Source organism: Acinetobacter sp. YH01006 (assembly GCF_013420445.1).
GTDB classification, from domain to species: Bacteria; Pseudomonadota; Gammaproteobacteria; order Pseudomonadales; family Moraxellaceae; genus Acinetobacter; species Acinetobacter pseudolwoffii.
Map to the genome: position 1 here is coordinate 1 of NZ_VOYB01000004.1, position 18,420 is coordinate 18,420.

20 protein-coding genes and 1 pseudogene are annotated in these 18,420 nt (G+C 43.2%); 18 read left to right on the forward strand and 3 right to left on the reverse strand.

The genetic code is table 11. The annotated features are described in order from the left end of the window. From tnpA to ruvB, 6 genes are all read left to right on the forward strand, one after another. A partial coding sequence (gene tnpA / locus FTT73_RS04570; protein WP_180191088.1) for an IS200/IS605 family transposase occupies window positions 1–193 on the forward strand: 193 nt, incomplete at its 5' end. A gap of 1,066 nt (window positions 194–1,259) precedes the next feature. After that, window positions 1,260–2,897: a hypothetical protein gene (locus FTT73_RS04575; protein WP_005170049.1), complete on the forward strand. Its 1,638-nt coding sequence runs from the start codon at window positions 1,260–1,262 to the stop codon at window positions 2,895–2,897. An 11-nt stretch (window positions 2,898–2,908) separates the two neighbouring features. Continuing rightward, complete coding sequence (locus tag FTT73_RS16175; protein ID WP_005097597.1) at window positions 2,909–3,040, forward strand: putative transporter small subunit; 132 nt, start codon at window positions 2,909–2,911, stop codon at window positions 3,038–3,040. Between the two features lie 173 nt (window positions 3,041–3,213). Further along, window positions 3,214–4,554, forward strand: a complete 1,341-nt coding sequence (locus tag FTT73_RS04580) for a deoxyguanosinetriphosphate triphosphohydrolase (RefSeq protein WP_005097598.1) — start codon at window positions 3,214–3,216, stop codon at window positions 4,552–4,554. Window positions 4,555–4,674: 120 nt separating this feature from the next. Further along, entirely contained in the window at window positions 4,675–5,277 is a 603-nt protein-coding gene (gene ruvA / locus FTT73_RS04585) for a Holliday junction branch migration protein RuvA (RefSeq protein ID WP_005097599.1), read from the forward strand. A 222-nt stretch (window positions 5,278–5,499) separates the two neighbouring features. Continuing rightward, window positions 5,500–6,507, forward strand: a complete 1,008-nt coding sequence (gene ruvB / locus FTT73_RS04590) for a Holliday junction branch migration DNA helicase RuvB (RefSeq protein WP_005097600.1) — start codon at window positions 5,500–5,502, stop codon at window positions 6,505–6,507. 13 nt (window positions 6,508–6,520) lie between these two features. On the opposite strand, the gene FTT73_RS04595 is transcribed toward ruvB, so the two are convergent. Further along, the gene (locus tag FTT73_RS04595) at window positions 6,521–7,294 is read right to left on the reverse strand and encodes a hypothetical protein (RefSeq protein ID WP_180191089.1); all 774 of its coding nucleotides are present in this window, start codon (window positions 7,292–7,294) and stop codon (window positions 6,521–6,523) included. Window positions 7,295–7,453: 159 nt separating this feature from the next. Further along, a pseudogene (locus tag FTT73_RS04600) lies at window positions 7,454–7,723 on the reverse strand (acetamidase); the annotation flags it as partial. Window positions 7,724–7,972: 249 nt separating this feature from the next. Between FTT73_RS04600 and FTT73_RS04605 the strand changes: the two are divergent. The 7 genes from FTT73_RS04605 (at window position 7,973) to pal (ending at window position 14,620) form a co-directional block, all read left to right on the forward strand. Continuing rightward, window positions 7,973–9,316, forward strand: coding sequence for an amidohydrolase (locus FTT73_RS04605; RefSeq protein ID WP_167381270.1), 1,344 nt, complete (start codon window positions 7,973–7,975; stop codon window positions 9,314–9,316). Between the two features lie 266 nt (window positions 9,317–9,582). After that, window positions 9,583–9,990 carry a tol-pal system-associated acyl-CoA thioesterase gene (gene ybgC, locus FTT73_RS04610; RefSeq protein ID WP_004731733.1) on the forward strand — a complete coding sequence of 136 codons (408 nt, stop codon included), beginning with the start codon at window positions 9,583–9,585 and terminating at the stop codon, window positions 9,988–9,990. Between the two features lie 26 nt (window positions 9,991–10,016). After that, complete coding sequence (gene tolQ, locus FTT73_RS04615; RefSeq protein ID WP_004279111.1) at window positions 10,017–10,715, forward strand: protein TolQ; 699 nt, start codon at window positions 10,017–10,019, stop codon at window positions 10,713–10,715. Continuing rightward, window positions 10,715–11,164, forward strand: coding sequence for a protein TolR (gene tolR, locus FTT73_RS04620; protein ID WP_005170046.1), 450 nt, complete (start codon window positions 10,715–10,717; stop codon window positions 11,162–11,164). Before tolQ ends, tolR begins: the two co-directional genes overlap by 1 nt. A gap of 3 nt (window positions 11,165–11,167) precedes the next feature. Next, window positions 11,168–12,505 carry a cell envelope integrity protein TolA gene (tolA, locus tag FTT73_RS04625; RefSeq protein WP_180191090.1) on the forward strand — a complete coding sequence of 446 codons (1,338 nt, stop codon included), beginning with the start codon at window positions 11,168–11,170 and terminating at the stop codon, window positions 12,503–12,505. 204 nt (window positions 12,506–12,709) lie between these two features. Then, window positions 12,710–13,993 (forward strand): Tol-Pal system beta propeller repeat protein TolB, encoded by a 1,284-nt coding sequence (tolB, locus tag FTT73_RS04630; RefSeq protein ID WP_180191143.1) that lies wholly within the window; start codon window positions 12,710–12,712, stop codon window positions 13,991–13,993. 54 nt (window positions 13,994–14,047) lie between these two features. After that, the gene (gene pal / locus FTT73_RS04635; RefSeq protein ID WP_180191091.1) at window positions 14,048–14,620 is read left to right on the forward strand and encodes a peptidoglycan-associated lipoprotein Pal; all 573 of its coding nucleotides are present in this window, start codon (window positions 14,048–14,050) and stop codon (window positions 14,618–14,620) included. Window positions 14,621–14,695: 75 nt separating this feature from the next. On the opposite strand, the gene FTT73_RS04640 is transcribed toward pal, so the two are convergent. Beyond that, the gene (locus tag FTT73_RS04640; protein WP_005097610.1) at window positions 14,696–14,881 is read right to left on the reverse strand and encodes an NF038105 family protein; all 186 of its coding nucleotides are present in this window, start codon (window positions 14,879–14,881) and stop codon (window positions 14,696–14,698) included. Window positions 14,882–15,062: 181 nt separating this feature from the next. Here FTT73_RS04640 and FTT73_RS04645 point away from each other — a divergent pair, with 181 nt between their 5' ends. From FTT73_RS04645 to FTT73_RS04665, 5 genes are all read left to right on the forward strand, one after another. Then, window positions 15,063–16,037 carry a class 1 fructose-bisphosphatase gene (locus tag FTT73_RS04645; protein WP_005097611.1) on the forward strand — a complete coding sequence of 325 codons (975 nt, stop codon included), beginning with the start codon at window positions 15,063–15,065 and terminating at the stop codon, window positions 16,035–16,037. A 52-nt stretch (window positions 16,038–16,089) separates the two neighbouring features. Further along, on the forward strand, window positions 16,090–16,866 hold the full coding sequence (locus FTT73_RS04650; RefSeq protein WP_180191092.1) for an RNA methyltransferase: 777 nt from the start codon (window positions 16,090–16,092) through the stop codon (window positions 16,864–16,866). A 167-nt stretch (window positions 16,867–17,033) separates the two neighbouring features. After that, on the forward strand, window positions 17,034–17,648 hold the full coding sequence (locus tag FTT73_RS04655) for an RNA polymerase sigma factor (RefSeq protein ID WP_074383360.1): 615 nt from the start codon (window positions 17,034–17,036) through the stop codon (window positions 17,646–17,648). Further along, window positions 17,645–17,962, forward strand: coding sequence for a hypothetical protein (locus FTT73_RS04660; RefSeq protein WP_005097616.1), 318 nt, complete (start codon window positions 17,645–17,647; stop codon window positions 17,960–17,962). The genes FTT73_RS04655 and FTT73_RS04660 overlap by 4 nt, the downstream gene beginning before the upstream one ends. Next, window positions 17,952–18,365 carry a DUF3106 domain-containing protein gene (locus tag FTT73_RS04665; protein WP_005097618.1) on the forward strand — a complete coding sequence of 138 codons (414 nt, stop codon included), beginning with the start codon at window positions 17,952–17,954 and terminating at the stop codon, window positions 18,363–18,365. The genes FTT73_RS04660 and FTT73_RS04665 overlap by 11 nt, the downstream gene beginning before the upstream one ends. Window positions 18,366–18,420: the final 55 nt, after the last annotated feature.

Consider the following 18,420-nt stretch of genomic DNA (forward strand, 5'->3'; position numbering starts at 1 on the left):
ACCAACTGTTCAGCTTAGTAAGTTGGTGAATAATTTAAAATCGGTAACAAGCAGAAGAATGCGGAATGAATTTTTAGATTTACGTGGTAGTTATGCAAAACCTGTTTTATGGTCACGATCTTATTTTTCAGGGTCGTGCGGTGGTGCGCCCTTAGATATTATTAAGAAATACATTCAAAACCAACAAGGTTAAAATCTGTGAAATTCACCTCCACCCTGACTGTCGGGTGGAGTCCTCTTTCACTTACAGATAGACTGAAACAGTCGAGTTCATTTTTTAGCTCATCTCTCTGTCGGCGAGTTGCACTACTGAAATAATTTTGTATCCAGCTATCCCCATTCCGGGCTCCATTGCAGGATTTAAGACTCTGCCCCGCTGTTCTCCCTTTTCGAGCCTGTCTGTATGAGCAAACTATATCGCCTGCTTCAATCGACTTCCAGTAATATCCGGTAGCCCAGATTACTCCGATCACTCATCTTAATATATGAACTCTATTCAAAGATACCTAAATCTCACATATAAGACCCCACCATAGTTTCTAATAAAGAGTGAGAATTAAAATCAATAGATCTACTTTAGTAAATGGATTTCCAGGATATTAAGTCTGTTTTCACCGATATATTAACCAAAAATATTGATTCAAATATTTCTTAAATTCTTCGCTAAAAAGAGCGAAATTACATGCTAATCAATTGAAAATATAAAGCTTAAATTCAAACTGATTCTCGGCCTCTATTCTTATGCAAAAATTCAGAATATATAAGCATCATCAGACATGAATTAATGAAAGTTTTTTAGGCTATTATGAAAAAAATCACTACTCATAATGAAGAAAATAAGAAATATTAAAATTTTGTTACTTTTTCATTTTCTGACTGACATCCATCTTTATTCTAATAAAAAACCATGCAATAAATACCTGTAATTCCTATAAAAATATATAACCAACAGATCTACATTTTATAAGATGTTGAAATCAAAAATAGCCTTATATCAGCAAAGAATCTACATAATTAATGACTTCATCAGTAAATTTGATGATTTTATGTTAACCTCTACGCCAATTGCTGAGGAAATGTCCACATTCAGGACGCATGAATCATCCTCTTTTCTGCTGCAGATATGAATATCCAATTGATATTCAGACGCTGGTTTTTTTATTTTCTGTAGCTTCACTGCTCTGTCTAATCTAGAGCCTTAATCTGTTGCCAATGATTTAATTTTCAAAAACAAAAGGTGACCCGCTTAAGGAGTATGTATGTTTCAATTCACTAGTACAGCAACTGTACTATTGATGGTGCTTTTCTATGGCATCACCTTTCTATTGTCGTTACGCATTAAGCAAAAAAATGAAAATGTCGATGGATATATGGTCTCGAATGGCTCCATCGGATTTGGAATGTCTGCGGCCAGTATGACCGCCACCTGGATCTGGGCCGCTTCATTTTATGCAGCAGCTTCGTCCGGATATAAATACGGTGTTTCCGGTGCCTTACACTATGGTTTGTGGGGTGCACTGATGATTTTATTTATCTACCCATTCGGCAAACGTTTCCGCGACCTGGCACCCAATGCACACACTTTGGCAGAAATCATGCATGCACGGCATGGCAACCAGAGCCAGATGATTCTGGCAGGCTCCAATATTGTCGGAAGCGTGATCAGTCTGATGGTAAACTTTACCGCAGCAGGTGCGCTGGTTGAAATTCTGTCTCCCCTCAGCTTTATCCATGGGGTCTTGATTACCGGAATTGGCGTCCTGTCCTATACTTTATGGTCAGGTTTCCGCTCCTCGGTATTTACCGACTTTGGTCAACTGGTCGCCATGATTGTGGCGGCAGTGATCATTATTCCGACGCTATTTTTCACCCTGGGCGGCCCCTCACTGTTCCAGACCGGCATGCATAATCTGCAACCGGAACAACTGGATTTCTTTTCGAAAACCGCATTTTTAGAACAGGGTGCACCATTTTTTGTGGCGGTACTGGCTTATGCAATTGGTAACCAGACCATCGCCCAACGCCTGTTTGCAGTGCGTAAAGACTTGATCAAACCCAGCTTCATTACTGCAACCATCGGTTATGCCGCGATTGTCGTCGGTTTGGGAATGCTCGGATTATTGGCACTATTTGCCGGGATTCAGCCGATTGATGGCAACCTGAACAACCTGATTCCACAAATGGCAGCAACGTATCTGTCTCCATTTATGGTGGCCTTACTCTTTGTCATGGTGATTGGCGCGCTTTCGTCAACGGCGGATTCGGATTTATCTGCCCTGTCTGCCATCGTAATGACCGATATTTATGGCAAACAGATTGCTAAAAATCGTCCTGATCCGAAGAAAATGCTGTTTATTGGCCGGATGACCATGATTGTAGCCACCATGCTCGGTATTTTAATTGCCACGCTTAAATTCGACATTCTAGCGATGCTGATTTTCGTCGGTGCACTCTGGGGTGCCATCGTATTCCCGGTGATTGCCAGCCTGTACTGGGACAAGGTCAATGCCCGTGCCTTTAACTGGTCTGTCGGTATCGCATTTTTAAGCTTTCTGGTGGTTCGATTTGAATGGCTGCCAATTCAGGGTCTGATCGCACTCAGTTTTGAGCTTATGGCCACCATCGGTATTGGTGTGGTACTGGGTCTGATGAGCTTTGGCTTCTTTGGCAAGAAAGTCGGCCTGGTGGTCGGTATTCTGGCCAGTATCGGCTTCCTTCCATGGACCATCGGCTTCCTGCGTGATTATGGCACGCTATTGAGTTCCCTGACCGCCTACGGCAGCAGCGCCATTGTCTGTACCGTACTGACTTTAATGAATAGCAAAGAACGATTTGATTTTAAACAAATCAATAAGATGGTGATTGAATTTCACCAGGTATCTGAGAAAAGTAAATAAGGAGATTTCAGATGAGTAGTCAATTTATGACCCTATATGTACTTTTTTGGCCATTGGTGGCGACGATGATTTTGTTCGTCATTTGCATGGGGGTCTATAAAGACATCCAGGAAGCCAAGATCAGTGGTGAAGATTTGCTTTAGTCCACTTCTATCATGAGATAAAAACAGGTCAATATGACCTGTTTTTTTATAGCGATTGTTCAGCTGAAATTTCCACAGGGTTTTGTTTGTTCCGACAATTCATGTCGCAGCACTCTAGTGCTGTTGCTACTTTTTTGGCATGATGCACTTAGCAAAGAATTGAATAATGATAAATGACTCAAATGCGTTGGTTAGAGCTGCTTTCGACAGTTCGGATTGGTAGTAAAAAGCAAAGTACTGAACTGGCACGTAGCCCGTTCCACAAAGATTATGACCGTATTATTTTTTCACAAAGTTTCCGCCAGCTGAACCGTAAAACTCAGGTTCACCCTTTAACCCAGCACGATGGTATTCATACACGACTCACACATTCACTTGAAGTGTCCTGTATTGGGCGTTCACTCGGGATGCTGGCCGCAGAGAAAATAAAAGATCAGTTACCGCCCTGGATTTCCCCGGCCGATGTCGGTGCTATTATTCAGGCTGCCTGTCTGGCACATGATATTGGCAACCCCCCTTTTGGCCATGCCGGTGAATACGCCATTCGAGAATGGTTCGACGATGCATCGCATACCGATTTTTTAAAAGATCTCAGTCCTGAACAAGAAGCCGATGTACGTCAGTTTGAAGGCAATGCCCAAGGTCTGCGCCTGTTGACCAAAATCGATTACCATCCCAATGATGGCGGCATGCGTTTGACTTATGCCACGTTAGGGGCTTATTTAAAATATCCGTGGCTGTCAAAAACCATGGCATCTCAAGTCGATTTACCTGCCAGCAATCGGGCCAAGTTTGGCTGCTATCAGGCCGAGAAAGAGATTTTAAAGCAGATTGCAGAACAACTCGGACTGATTCAGTTAGCTGAATATCATTACTGCCGTCATCCACTGACCTATCTGCTCGAAGCGGCTGATGATATCTGTTATGCCCTGATTGACCTTGAAGATGGTATTAGCCTGAATATGCTCAGTTATGACGAAGTTGAGCCGGTCTTTTTAAATCTGCTCGGTGATTATGGTATTCCTTCTGAAATCGCCATGAGCAATACCACCTGGCAGCAAAAAATTGCCGCCTTGCGTGGTCGGGTCATGAAACGTCTGGTCGATGAAGTGACAACGGCTTTTGCCCGTCATCATGACCAGATTTTATCGGGTCAGTTACAAGGTACTTTATTGCAATATTGTACTGCGGACATTGAAATCGGGATTAATCGCGCCAAAGAACTGGCACGGGATAAAATTTTTGAGCATCCGCAAAAAGCAGGACTGGAAATTATCGCGCATCAATGTTTGCAAAATATTCTGGATGCCTTTATTCCCTTAACAACGCCGCATAAAAACCTGAGTTTTAAAGAACAGCGCTTGATGTCGATTCTGCAACGTTCAGGGGCGAATTTTAGCGCCAGCCATTATGACAATATCATGCAGGTGCTGGATATTGTTTCGAAATTTTCTGATCATCAGGCTTATAACCTGTCGCAGGAATTACAAGGCAATAAAGCCGGATTGTTATAAAATATTCTGCTGTATAGGAGGATGATTGTAATAAAATCATCTATTTTACAGCGGCAGATTTTGCCTTTCCGGAAAATGCTGACTACTATGCAGCAAAACTGAATTTAGTGATGATAAAAGATGATTGGATGTCTGATTGGTGAAGTACTGGCTTTAGAAGCACCGACCGTACTGTTAAATGTAAATGGCGTCGGTTATGAAATTGATACGCCGCTGACGACTTTCTGCCAGCTGCAAAAAGGACAACAAGTCACACTCTGGACCCATCTGGCCGTGCGTGAAGATGCACAGTTGCTGTATGGCTTTATCAATGCTCAGGAAAAAACCATTTTCCGCACCTTACTCAAAGTCAACGGCGTGGGTCCCAAAATGGCCTTGGGTATTCTTTCGACTTTAAGTGTGGAAATGCTGATTCATACCGTTGAAAATGAAGATGTGAATACCTTGGTCAAAGTTCCCGGTGTCGGTAAAAAAACCGCTGAACGTTTAATGATTGAATTACGTGACCGTTTTAAAGCCATGGCTTCAGGTGCTGCGCCAAGCAATTCAACTGCACCACAGATTCAGTTTATGGGCAATTCAGCCGTGGCTGAAGCAGAAGCTGCATTACAGTCTTTGGGTTATAAACCTGCTGAAGCGCAAAAACTGATTAATGCGGTTAAAGCAGATTACACTGAAGCCAGCGACATTATTCGTGCCGCATTAAAATCGATGAATCGTTAATACTGATTTAAATATTCGCTGCAAAATGAAGATGAGAAGGCAGCATGGATGCTGCCGCAGAAATATGGCATAGGATGTGCCATTATTTTTGCAAAGGGTTTTGTTACTTTTGCCCTGTCAAAAGTAAGAGCATGCCTGCACAATGGCATACGAATTGTTAAAGCATTTTGAGGCTATGACTTTATTCACCTCAAATAAACCATAGAGATTAACTCAAAAGATATGCAAGACCGTCTCATCAGTGGTTCTGAAAAACCAGAAGATCATTTTGATCGTGCCATCCGTCCAACCTCACTCGATGACTATATTGGTCAGCCTGTGGTTCGAGAGCAAATGGAAATCTTTATTGGTGCCGCCCGTGGCCGTGAAGAAGCGCTGGATCATACATTGATTTTTGGCCCGCCCGGCCTGGGTAAAACCACGCTGGCGAATATTATTGCCCGCGAAATGGGCGGTAATCTTAAGTCGACTTCAGGTCCGGTGCTAGAACGTGCCGGTGATTTGGCCGCCATGCTGACCAATCTGGAAGAAGGTGATGTCCTGTTCATTGATGAGATCCACCGTCTTTCACCGGTGATTGAGGAAATTCTCTATCCAGCGATGGAAGACTACCAGCTCGACATCATGATTGGCGAAGGGCCTGCTGCACGATCAATCAAACTGGATTTGCCACCCTTTACCCTGGTTGCAGCAACCACACGTGCAGGTCTGCTTACCTCTCCTTTGCGTGACCGTTTCGGCATCGTACAGCGTTTAGAATTTTATTCAGTTGAAGATTTGACCCACATTGTCAAACGTTCAGCCAACCTGATGGATGTACCCATGACCGGTGATGGCGCAAAAGAAATTGCCCGTCGCTCACGGGGTACACCGCGTATTGCCAACCGCTTATTGCGTCGTGTACGTGACTATGCTCAGGTCAAAGGCACTGGTGAAATTAATCAGGATATGGCGCAACGTGCTTTGGACATGCTCAAAGTCGATAAAGATGGTTTAGATACTTTAGACCGCCGTTATCTATCGATGTTATTAGAACGTTTTGATGGTGGCCCTGCTGGTGTTGAAGCGTTGGCTGCTGCCATGGCAGAAGATTCTGGTACGCTGGAAGATGTGATTGAACCATATTTGATTCAGCAAGGTTATGTGATGCGTACTGCACGTGGCCGTATTGCCACCAATATGGCCTATTTACAGTTTGGATTGACACCACCTGAGCCAAAAGAAAAGTGATTCAAAAAGCAGCTTAGGCTGCTTTTTTATTGAATATAGATTTCAAATTTTGAATAAGAGAATCTACTACAATGTTTAGAGCTTTGAAACTATCAGCAATACCTTCTTTATCAATTACCGCGGTAATACACATGATTTGTAGCTGAGTGAGATAACGCTCAAATTCGTCCCATTCAGATACTAATTCATGATCTTCCTCTACTAACATTTTTAAATGAGTACTAATACGAGCTATTAAAGGGAATATATCATCTTCTAAACTCTTTAATTCTGAACGCATATCTTCGTATTCATTATTTTTGAACCAGTCTTTCACATCATTTAGTACTAAAGCTACAGAGCCTAACAATGTAATGTATTTATGCACTAATGGTTTCAATACAGCAAGATCGTCTATTAACTTAAGTTTCCAACCTCTATAAAATTCTTCTTGTAATTCAACTCTTTTTAAATTTTCTTGACTTTCTATAAGTTGTTTAGTCATATTTCTATGAGATTCTGCTGCTTCTTTAATATCTTCACTTACTACTTTAAAAGATAGTTCTGTGAGTTGAAAACTCTTACGTCCATACCAATAAGCAAGCCAAGTTGCGAAACTACCTAAAATAAGCGCAATAATGACAGATAAAGTAAATGGTGAAATTGCTGTCGTATCTGTCGAATGATTGAGATCAAGCTCCATCTTTCTATTTGGATTCTCTACAACACTTGCCGTTTGATCAAAAGGTTGCTGTGGCACTGTCCATGGCAATTGAATCATCACTGCATTATTATTCTGCTCTGCCACAATTTCCCCATTTCATTTCAATAAATTTTTATTATTGATATTCTAAAAATTTTCAAACCATTACAAAAAGAAAAAGCCAACTGACATGTCTAAATCAGTTGGCAAAAGCACAAAACAAAAAACTAAATAAAAAAATTACTTCTCTTTTTTCTTAAACTCCTAAAAGTCCGCTTTACGAATCATCGCGTGAATACCTTTGGTTTTATCTACCACTTGCGATACTTCAAAATCCGTTGCAACACTTAAGTATGTATAAGCAATTTCTTCTGAAATTCAGTATTCATTGACCAAAAAACGGATTGCTTCACGCGTAGACTTACGCATGGCTTCATCAAGGTCTTCATCTAAACCTGGAGTAATCTAGAACTCATCATTTTCGCCCAAAGGTTGCGTTAATGATTGTCGCGGAATCTTGTCCTGATCTATTTTTGATATTTGTTTTTATTTTGTCTTATTGATAATTTTGATACCTTTAACATATAGAAAATAAATAAGGGTACATAATTTTACAATGTAAAAGCATTCATAAAGCTCTTTTAGAACAAGGTCTAACAAGCAATATACCTTAAAGGTATTATCATAATACTTAGAGAGTTTTGGTCAAATTTAAATCAATATGCAATCCTAGAGAATCACTTTAACCATTTCAATTTCTTAAGGTTCTCCCCAAGTATGAATATGTATAAGCAGATTTCCCTTTGTCTTCCTCTTCTTTTCTGTAGCCAACTCAGTCTGGCCGACTGGATTGATGATTCTGTACAAACGGCTGAAGCGCACACCATAAAATTACGCCAGCATATTCATCAATATCCTGAGCTGGGGAATATGGAATTTAAAACCTCGGAACTGGTTCAAAAAGAATTAAAATCCTATGGGATTGAAGTACGAAAAGGTTATGCCAAAACGGGTGTGATCGGTGTATTAAAAGGTGGTAAACCCGGCCCGGTCATGGCATTGCGTGCAGATATGGATGCATTACCAATTAAGGAAACTGCACCGGTATCATTCGCCAGCAAACAAAAAGCCATTTATCAGGGCAAAGAGTCTTATGTGATGCATGCCTGTGGTCATGATGCGCATACCGCCATGTTACTGGGTGCAGCCAAAGTTCTGGCCGCCAACAAAGATAAAATTGCAGGAACGGTGGTATTTGTGTTCCAGCCAGCCGAAGAAGGTGGTGCAGATATTGATAACTTTACCCAAGGCGATCAGATTGGTTCGCGTAAAATGATTGCGGACGGCGCTCTGAAAAATCCAAAACCTGAAGTCATTTTCGGTATGCATGTCATGGCCGGTATGCCAAGTGGCAATATCTTCTACAAAGATGGTGCCATTTTAAACAGTGCCGATCATTTACGCATCCAGGTCAATGGAAGTCAGGTTCATGGTTCGATGCCTTGGGCAGGAAAAGATCCAATTTATGCCTCTGCCCAGATGGTCACCAATCTGCAAAGTTTGATCAGCCGTAAAGCGGATCTGACCAAAGGAATGGGCGTGGTCAGTATTGGTAGCATTCAGGGTGGTACCACCGGTAACGTGATTCCAGATCAGGTCAATATGGTCGGGACTATTCGCTCCAATAGTGAAGACGTTCGTCAAGGCATTTTAAAAGACTTACCGAAGATGCTAGAACACAATGCAGCAGCCAACGATGTCAAGGTGAAAGTCGAAATTGCGCCTTATGCCCCGGTCACCACCAATGACAAAACTTTGACCAAGCTGATGCAACCGACCCTGGCCAAAGTCCATGGTGAAGATAAATTGCATGTCTTGGATAATAATGCCAGTGCGAGTGAAGACTTTGCTTACTATGGCCAGCTCATGCCATCCCTGTTTGTCTTTGTCGGTGCCACGCCGGCCGATCAAGATCCGGCTAAAGCCGCGCCAAACCATAATCCGAACTTTATTGTCGATGATGCGACCTTAAAAACCGGTGTCGAAAGTCATGTGCGCTTTATTCTGGATTATCCAAAAGTGGCTGAACAGGTTCAGGCCAACTGGAAACAGAACAATAAAGGTTAATTGCCTGCTATAAAAATGCGCGAGTTGATGAGCTCGCGCATTTCATCATCTTCTGCTGTTTTATAAATGAGCTATCAGGTGCTCTGCGCTTCCTCTTGACTATTTCTAGCCAGATTTGACATCTTGTGCCATTGGTCTCAAAACTCAAAATGCTAAACTTTGTCCCGCTAAATTGCTTGACTTTGGACAGGAATCCGGCAAATTCAAGGATTTTCCTCTCTCCAAAAAACAAGCAAAAATTTCGAACATCTGCATGGAACAAAACTATGGCGAATCATTTTGAATTCAATATCCGCGTATATATTGAAGATACTGATCTAGGTGGTATTGTCTACCATGCTAACCACATTCGCTATATGGAACGTACCCGTACCGAATGGCTGCGTGCTGCCGGAGTCAGTCATTACTGGCAACAGGCAGAATATAATTTTGTGGTACACAAAATTAATGTCAAATATATGCGCCCCATCCTGATGGATGATTTAATTACTGTTACTGCACGTGTGATTTCATGTAAAGCTTCATCATTTGTATTGCAACAAAATATTTATCGTGGTGAAATCATGCTTGCATCGGGTGAGGTTGAGTTGGCATGTATCAGTGCAGAGATGCGACCACGTCGACTCCCGGATGAAATACGCGAACTAATTCAAAAAGAATTGGAACAAGACTAAAAAATTTATTGGCACACGTAACAACTATGGCGACTCAGTTAGAATCATCTCTTCAAGTTTCAGATCTTATTTTACAAGCAAGCCCTGTCGTACAACTGGTGATGCTTTCTCTTCTGTTAGCCTCAATATATAGCTGGTATCTGATTGCCAGACTCTATATGAGTTATAAAAAAGCCCAGGCCGATGATGAACATTTCCAGAAAATCTTCTGGTCTGGCGCTGAACTGAATACCCTGTATAACAATGCCCAGCTCAATTCTAAACGCACTGGCCTTGAAGATATTTTCTATCAGGGTCTGGGTGAGTTCCTGAAACTGAAAAAACGCCATGCACCGACTGCCCAATCCATTGAAGGAACAGAGCGTATTCTGCGTGTCGGCCTGAGCCGTGATCAAGGTCATCTGGAGCAAGGACTCGGTGCTTTGGCCAGTATTGGTTCGGTTGCACCTTATGTTGGTCTGTTCGGTACCGTCTGGGGCATCATGAACGCTTTTATTGGCCTGGCAGATGTCGATCAGGTGACGCTGGCGACGGTTGCACCTGGTATTGCTGAAGCCCTGATTGCAACTGCCATTGGCCTGTTCGCAGCTATTCCAGCGGTGTTGGCCTTTAACCATTTCACGGCCAAAGGTGAAACCGTTTACTCTGATCGTGCCCTGTTTGCCGAAGAAATGGTGGCACTGCTACAACGTCAGTCCGTGGGCATAACTCAGGACAAAGACTAATGGCGATTCAAGGTTCAGGACGCTTTCAGCGTATTAAAAAGCCACTGAAAAGTGACATGAATGTCGTACCTTATATTGATGTGATGCTGGTGCTTCTGGTGATCTTTATGGTCACTGCACCCATGATCACCAGTGGCATCAAGGTCGACCTACCTCAGGCCAATGGGCTACCGATTGAATCTAAAGATGCACCGACCATTGTCACCCTGAAAGAAGATGGTTCATATTATTTAGAACATAAAAATCAGGCCACTGGCCCAGTCACGCTGGATGAATTGACTGCTGCCCTTGTTGAAGCGCAAACACAGGCACAAAATGACAATAAAGTGCTGAATGTCGTGATCAATGGCCACAATACCCGTCCTTATGGCGATGTCATGGCCTTGATGTCCAGCCTGCAGGATGCCGGTTTATCTCAGGTCGGTTTACTGACCCAGCCATTAGAATAATGTATGAAAGATTATAAAAAGCCACCATTTCAGAAAAAAGCCATCGCGATTGGATTCACCTTAGGAATCCATGCCGTGGCTTTGGTGGGTTTACTTTATCTTGGCATGAGTAAACCACCTGAACCGCCGAAGCAGATTAAAACGGTCCTGATCAAACCTGAGGACCTCAAACCGGTCACCCGAGAAGAAACGCCGTTTGAGGAAACTGCACATGAAAATGTCGCAGAAGAAATTACTCAAACAGCTGAACCTATTCCTGAGCCTGCGCCAGTCATTCCGACAGCGGCGCCTGCCACACCTGCTGCTCCGCCTGCACCGAAAGTGGATACACAAAAAGCCCAGCAGGAACTCAAAGAGGTAGCGCAAGCCAAGGCTGTACAACAAGCTGCTGAAGCAGCGAAACGTGCCGAAGCTGCCGAACAGGCGAAATACGCAGCAGCCAGAGCAAAAGCGGAGGCAGCACAAAAATCCAAGGCAAATGCCGAAGCTGCTCGTCAGGCTGAAGCAAATGCACAGCGTAAAGCGGATGCTGCACAGAAAGCCAAATTAGATGCTCAGAAAAAAGCGGATTTGGCCGCCAAACAAAAAGCCGATGACGCTGCGAAAGCCAAAGCAGAGGCAGATGCGAAACGTAAAGCTGATACCGATGCAAAAGCCAAAGCTGAGGCGGCAGCTAAAGCAAAAACTGAGGCGGATGCAAAACGTAAGGCAGATGCGGAGGCGAAACGTAAAGCTGATGCGGATGCAAAAGCCAAAGCTGAGGCGACAGCTAAAGCAAAAGCTGAGGCGGATGCAAAACGTAAGGCGGATGCCGATGCAAAAGCCAAAAACGATGCTGCTGCAAAGGCAAAAGCTGAGGCGACAGCTAAAGCAAAAGCTGAGGCGGATGCAAAACGTAAGGCGGATGCCGATGCAAAAGCCAAAAACGATGCTGCTGCAAAGGCAAAAGCAGACGCGGATGCAAAACGTAAGGCAGATGCCGATGCAAAAGCCAAAGCTGAGGCAGATGCCAAGGCTTCAGCAGCCAAACAGGCCGCTGAAGAAGCTGCTCAGAAAAAAGCGGAATCAAAACGGATTGCGTCTACTGCAAAACGCGATTTTACCAATAAAATTAAACGCGCTTGGGATACCCCAGTAGGTTCATCCGGTAAAACTGCAAATGCACGAGTAACCTTGAATGATAATGGGGGTGTGGTTTCTGTCATCGTGAACTCAAGTGATGCAGACATGAAAGCCAGTGTCGAAGCTGCGGTGCGGGCTGCTGCGCCTTATCCGATGCCTTCAGATCCAGATGCACGCCGAGAAGCACGAAGTTTTACATCAACCTTTACTGCACAATAAAAACCAAGCCATCACACATTATTGAGGTGATGGCTTTGATTTTTTCAGCTAAACTTCACTTTAATATGATTAAATAATATTCATTTTTCACAGTGTCATAACAGTTTGGTCATAAAATCCTGGTTTTATTCTATTAAATCCATGCGATGATGTAGCCCAAGCTACCTATACAATAAATCCGTTGATTTGAGTAAATAACGAATGATGGAAAAGACTCGCAAACACCTACTCTGCCTCGCAATCATTGGCGCTTTAAGTCCTGTATTGGCAACTCAGTCCTATGCCCAGTTGCATCTGGAAATTACCAAGGCACCTGAGGCAGCACCTAAAATCGCCATTGTGCCATTCAGTCAGGATCAGAGCATCTATCCTATTGTTGAAAATGACTTGAATCGTTCAGGCAGATTTACCAGTGCTTCAAAAAACCTGCCTGCGACTGCCACATTAAATAACCCGAATGCAGAAGCTTGGGCATCCGCTGGCGTTCCCTATGTCGTGACCGGTTCATCAAAAACCACAGCGGATGGTTCTTTTGAAATCCAGTATCAGTTATACGATATCGAAAAAAAACAATATCTATTAAATGAATTACTAACTGTTCCAGCCTCACGTACCCGTCAGGCAGCGCATATGATCAGTGATGCCATCTATCAGGCATTAACTGGCATTCCAGGTGATTTTACTGGACGTATTGCTTATGTACTGCGTAATCCAGCAACACCAGAACAACGTTATACCTTGCAAATTGCTGATACCGATGGCGAACAGCCAAAAACAATTTTGACTTCGCGTGATCCGATTCTTTCTCCAGCCTGGACACCGGATGCCAAAAAAATTGCTTATGTCTCGTTTGAAACCAAACGTCCGGCAATTTATGTACAGGATCTGGCCACAGGACAACGCGAAAAACTGGCCAGTTTCCGTGGCTTAAATGGCGCACCAAGTTTCTCTCCAGATGGCAAGAGCATGCTGTTTACTGCATCCATGCATGGCAATCCGGAAATCTATCAGATGAATCTGGAAACACGTCAATTACAACGTATGACCAATGACAGTGCGATCGATACCGAAGCACGTTATGCTTCAGATGGAAAATCCTTTATCTTTACTTCTGATCGTGGTGGATCTCCACAGATTTATCGCCATGATCTCGCTTCAAGTAGCAATAAACGTCTGACCTTCCGTGGTGCATTTAATGCACGTGGTACGCTGAGCGCAGATGGCAAAAAACTTGCATTGGTTCATCGTCCAAGCGGCAGTAACTATCGGGTTGCCGTTCAGGATATCAGCTCTGGTGTAAATAATATTCTGACGCCAACAACTCTAGACGAATCACCAAGTTTCTCGCCAAATGGCCAGATGGTGGTGTATGCCACACGTGAAGGCGCGCGCGGACTTCTGTCGATCATGTCACTAGATGGTCGTTTCCGTATGAACTTGCCAAGTGAAACGGGCGAAGTCCGTGAACCGGCTTGGGCACCAAAATAACATTGGTATCTGTATAAACCTTTTACCCCATAATCAAACTTCATGGAGATGAAGATGAACAAAGTAAAATTATTTGCCTTACCACTTTTAGCAGCAGCTGTCGTCATGACAGGTTGTGCGAGCCGTAAACCTGCCGCTGAAGTTCAAACGGGTGGTTTAGATACCACTGGTTCAACCACAGTAAATACCCAAGGTCTGAGTGAAGATGCTGCATTAAATGCACAAAACATGGCGGGTGCATCGGCAAAGGGTGTCACTGCGGAAAACAAGGCTTTCTTGGCAAAACGTGTCGTACATTTTGACTATGACAGTACTGAACTCAGCAATGAAGATCTTCGTACACTACAAGCACATGCACAGTTCCTGATGGCCAATGCCAACTCACGTGTCGCACTCACCGGCCACACCGATGAACGTGGTACCCGTGAATACAACATGGCGCTTGGTGAGCGTCGTGCCAAAGCTGTTGAAAGCTTCCTGGTGACCACTGGTGTAAATGCTGCTCAATTAGAAGCCGTCAGCTATGGTAAGGAAATGCCAATCAATCCAGGTCATGATGAAAATGCCTGGAAAGAAAACCGCCGTGTTGAAATTAATTATGAAGCGGTACCACCATTGTTGAAATAACTTTCAATGCTGGCGTATCAAATAAAAAGCACTCATGATTGAGTGCTTTTTATTGGGTTGAATGAACAAATCTGTTTATTCTACGGTCTGGCCTGGTTCAACTGCTTGCATCGATTCAATCAGGTCGTGTTTATTGAATTGTTTGTACTCTGGTTTTGCTTCATAATCCCGCCAGGCTTCTTTCATCTTGTCTTCAGAGATATCATCTAAAGTAATGCCTTCACTTGGCGTTGGAGTCGCATCAAACTTTAATGTTGTCATATCTGTGCTCCTATTCTCAATTTTCCCTTGCATTCAACATAGCACTTTCCACAGGAGTTGCAAGGGCAAAATCGATACAAATAATCCAGTTTGATTTTTCTTTTAGTACGTTCTCATCTAAAATATAGCCGCATATCGTTTTGATCATTTTTTCCCGATTTAAGTCTTGGAGTTTTCCCTTATGTCATACCGCACCCTATCCCAGTTTTTACAGCAACAAAGCGGGAATCTCACACCTGAACTTGCACAAGTTATTGAAACGATTGCAAACACTTGCAAGGACATCGATCTGTTGCTGCAAAAAGGTGCTTTAGCGGGTGTATTGGGAAGTGCACAGCATGAAAATGTTCAAGGCGAAGAGCAAAAGAAACTGGATGTCATTTCCAATGATTATCTGATTGATGCTTTACAGCAACACCCGAATGTCGGTGGTTTGGCCTCAGAAGAACTGGATGAATTCACCCCTGCACAAGAAAATGGTCAATTTCTGGTCTTGTTCGACCCACTCGATGGTTCAAGTAATATCGATATCAATATGTGTGTGGGTACGATTTTCTCGATTCTTCCTGCGAAAAATGCCGTGACTCAGGCCGAAGACTTTATGCAAGCCGGTGTCAATCAAGTGGCTGCAGGTTATGTACTGTATGGTCCATCGACCATGATGGCATTGACTGTCGGTGCAGGCGTAGTGTTCTTTACCTTTGACCCGGAAACTCAAGAATTCCTGCTAACTTCTGAAGCGATTCAAGTCGCTGCAGATACCAAAGAATATGCGATCAATGCCTCGAATCAACGCCACTGGGAAGCACCAGTACAACGTTATATCGATGAATTATTGGCAGGCAAAACCGGTCCTCGTGAAAAAGATTTCAATATGCGCTGGGTTGCCTGTATGGTGGGCGATATTCACCGTATTCTTTGTCGTAGCGGTATCTTCATGTATCCATACGACTTTAAAGATCCGGCTAAAGCTGGTCGTCTGCGTTTAATGTATGAAGCCAACCCAATGAGTATGCTCATGGAGCAGGCTGGCGGCGCATCCACCACAGGCCGTGTCCGTATTCTGGAGATCGAACCAACTGATCTACATCAACGTGTGCCAGTGATTATCGGTTCTAAAAACGAAGTTGATCTTGTGACCAGCTATCATAACTAATTTTTTATAGCGGTAGCCGATATTGAATCGGCTACCGTGGATTATATCTCCCATGCCAACTTTTTTTCTTGATTCAAAAGACAATCCAAAAATTAAACACTTACGTGGTTTGATTGAACAAAACACCTATCGTAAAAAACAGGGGCAAACTGTGCTGGAAGGCACGCATCTGTCTCTCGCCTGGCTGCATGAAAACCGTAAAATTGATTCGATTTTTACCACTGAACATGCACTTTCGCATCCTGATTTCGAGAAAATTCTCGCAAAATACACAGGGATGGTCTTTGTTTTAAGCGAATCTTTATACAAAGATTTAAGCACCTTAGGAACGTCTTTAGCCTGTTTAGCTGTGGTCACTTTACCGACAGCAAATTATGCACTGGATTTTAAAGCCGACACTTTAATTCTGGAAAATGTACAGGATCCGGGTAATGTTGGTACCCTGCTTCGCTCTGCAGCAGCAGCCGGTATTGAACAGATTGTCTGCACCAAAGGTTCTGCATCACTTTGGTCACCACGAGTATTACGTGCCGGTATGGGCGCACACTTCACGCTGCAAACTTTTGAAAATATTGCACTTGAACAAATTCTTGAGCAATTTCAAATTCCTGTATACGTCACCAGCTCACATCGTGCCGAAAGTCTGTACTCAAAAAATTTAGGTAAACCTTGCGTATGGATCTTGGGCAATGAAGGTCAAGGCGTTTCTGATTATGCAATGCAACACGCAGAAGCTGTCAGTATTCCGCAGCCGGGTGGTCAGGAATCCTTAAATGTTGCGATTGCAGGATCGATCTGTTTCTTTGAAATGGTACGTCAACGTATCTAATTAGGGATTTAGGTTACAGTGTTTTAATTCGGCCCTGCCCGTTTATAAAATAGATTACACTACAAAAATAATAAACTTAATTGTCAACCAAACCATGATTCCCAACGTTATATGATTATGAACTTGGGAATCATGGTGGGTGTCCAATGACAGGATTTTCCATCTCTATGGATTTAGCACCAAAACAGTTGCAATCACACGATGTAAGTATTCTGAAGAGTACGGCTGAAGCACGTCTGAAGAATTTTATGCAAGATGTGACTGGACGCGCCTTGGTGATGATGGAAAGTGCAACTCAAGGTCATCATGGTATTGCCATGGATCTGGTTCAGGAAGCTTTCATTTCCTTACATAAATCCTATGCGGAAAAAAGTACTGAAGAATGGTATCCCCTATTTTATACAATTCTGAACAACAAATTACAGGATTGGCGTCGTAAAGAAGCACGGCGTGGTCAGATGTTTTCATTTTTTAAGAAAGTCAGTCTGGATGATGACGAAATTGAACTTGAGGATATCGTGGACGAAGCTACACCGACGCCTTTGGACTTTCTGGATCAGGCAGTGACAGCTGAAGAAATCCAGGAAGCTATTTCCAAACTACCTGTACGTCAGCAGCAGGCATTTATGCTGAGAGCTTGGGAAGGATTTGATACGCATACCACCGCACAAATTATGGACTGCTCAGAAGGCAGTGTAAAAACTCATTATCACCGTGCTATTCAAGGCTTACGTGCCTCTTTGGCACATTTAAATCCATATCTGGGAGGGTCATCCGAATGAATCAAGATGATTTCTTAAAACAAGTAACTTCCAAACTCGATGGACTGGCACAACAACATAAACACAAACCTGTTGTCATGCACCATGTTCTTGAAGAAATTCAGGATTCTAAACATTCACGTTTTGCATTTTTAAAAATGTCAGGTTTTGCCTTGGCAGCAGCAATTGCAGGTGTTGTAGTATTACCCAATATTTCTAGCCACAATGAGCCGCAAACCCAAATGGTGTCAGTACCGAAACTGTCCCCACAAATGCTTGAAGATTTAGAAATGCTAATGGTTCTAGGTGAGGACAAAGTTCCACATGGCAGCTAAAAGATTGGCAATTGCTTTTTGTGCATTCAGTTTTCTGCAAACCAGTTTTGCAGGATTTGAACGTTTTTGGATCTTTTCTAAAGATGCAAATACTCAGGTTTCTGATACCTGGGATAGTCTTTCTGATTCCGAACAGTTGGCACTTATTAAACGCTATCAGTCCCTCAAGGAAATTCCAGAACAGCAGAGCGTCAGCTTACAGCAGCGTATGGACTGGTTTACCCAGCTTCCTGAGGTTGAAAAACAAAGAATGCGTGAGACTTGGCAAATGATGAGCAGTCAGGAACGTCGAGAACTTGGCTTACGCATGCAAAATGCCAAACCTGAAGAACGACTTGCCATTCGGGAAGAGTACATTCTCAAATACCAGCAAACGACTCAACCACCCTCTAGCTCGCATTAAGCGACCCATATAAAAAGCCTCTAAATGGATAATGCCAGTCAGTTAAGCAATTGAC

Excerpts from the sequence above, each read along its gene's own strand:
- FTT73_RS04605 (WP_167381270.1), top strand. The coding sequence starts at position 7,973 with ATGTATAAGCAGATTTCCCTTTGTCTTCCTCTTCTTTTCTGTAGCCAA.
- ruvA (WP_005097599.1), top strand. The coding sequence starts at position 4,675 with ATGATTGGATGTCTGATTGGTGAAGTACTGGCTTTAGAAGCACCGACC.
- FTT73_RS04580 (WP_005097598.1), top strand. The coding sequence starts at position 3,214 with ATGACTCAAATGCGTTGGTTAGAGCTGCTTTCGACAGTTCGGATTGGT.
- ybgC (WP_004731733.1), top strand. The coding sequence starts at position 9,583 with ATGGCGAATCATTTTGAATTCAATATCCGCGTATATATTGAAGATACT.
- pal (WP_180191091.1), top strand. The coding sequence starts at position 14,048 with ATGAACAAAGTAAAATTATTTGCCTTACCACTTTTAGCAGCAGCTGTC.
- FTT73_RS04665 (WP_005097618.1), top strand. The coding sequence starts at position 17,952 with ATGGCAGCTAAAAGATTGGCAATTGCTTTTTGTGCATTCAGTTTTCTG.
- ruvB (WP_005097600.1), top strand. The coding sequence starts at position 5,500 with ATGCAAGACCGTCTCATCAGTGGTTCTGAAAAACCAGAAGATCATTTT.
- FTT73_RS04655 (WP_074383360.1), top strand. The coding sequence starts at position 17,034 with ATGGATTTAGCACCAAAACAGTTGCAATCACACGATGTAAGTATTCTG.
- tolR (WP_005170046.1), top strand. The coding sequence starts at position 10,715 with ATGGCGATTCAAGGTTCAGGACGCTTTCAGCGTATTAAAAAGCCACTG.
- FTT73_RS04660 (WP_005097616.1), top strand. The coding sequence starts at position 17,645 with ATGAATCAAGATGATTTCTTAAAACAAGTAACTTCCAAACTCGATGGA.
- tolA (WP_180191090.1), top strand. The coding sequence starts at position 11,168 with ATGAAAGATTATAAAAAGCCACCATTTCAGAAAAAAGCCATCGCGATT.
- FTT73_RS04645 (WP_005097611.1), top strand. The coding sequence starts at position 15,063 with ATGTCATACCGCACCCTATCCCAGTTTTTACAGCAACAAAGCGGGAAT.
- FTT73_RS16175 (WP_005097597.1), top strand. The coding sequence starts at position 2,909 with ATGAGTAGTCAATTTATGACCCTATATGTACTTTTTTGGCCATTGGTG.
- tolQ (WP_004279111.1), top strand. The coding sequence starts at position 10,017 with ATGGCGACTCAGTTAGAATCATCTCTTCAAGTTTCAGATCTTATTTTA.
- FTT73_RS04575 (WP_005170049.1), top strand. The coding sequence starts at position 1,260 with ATGTTTCAATTCACTAGTACAGCAACTGTACTATTGATGGTGCTTTTC.
- tolB (WP_180191143.1), top strand. The coding sequence starts at position 12,710 with ATGGAAAAGACTCGCAAACACCTACTCTGCCTCGCAATCATTGGCGCT.
- FTT73_RS04650 (WP_180191092.1), top strand. The coding sequence starts at position 16,090 with ATGCCAACTTTTTTTCTTGATTCAAAAGACAATCCAAAAATTAAACAC.
- FTT73_RS04640 (WP_005097610.1), bottom strand. The coding sequence starts at position 14,881 with ATGACAACATTAAAGTTTGATGCGACTCCAACGCCAAGTGAAGGCATT.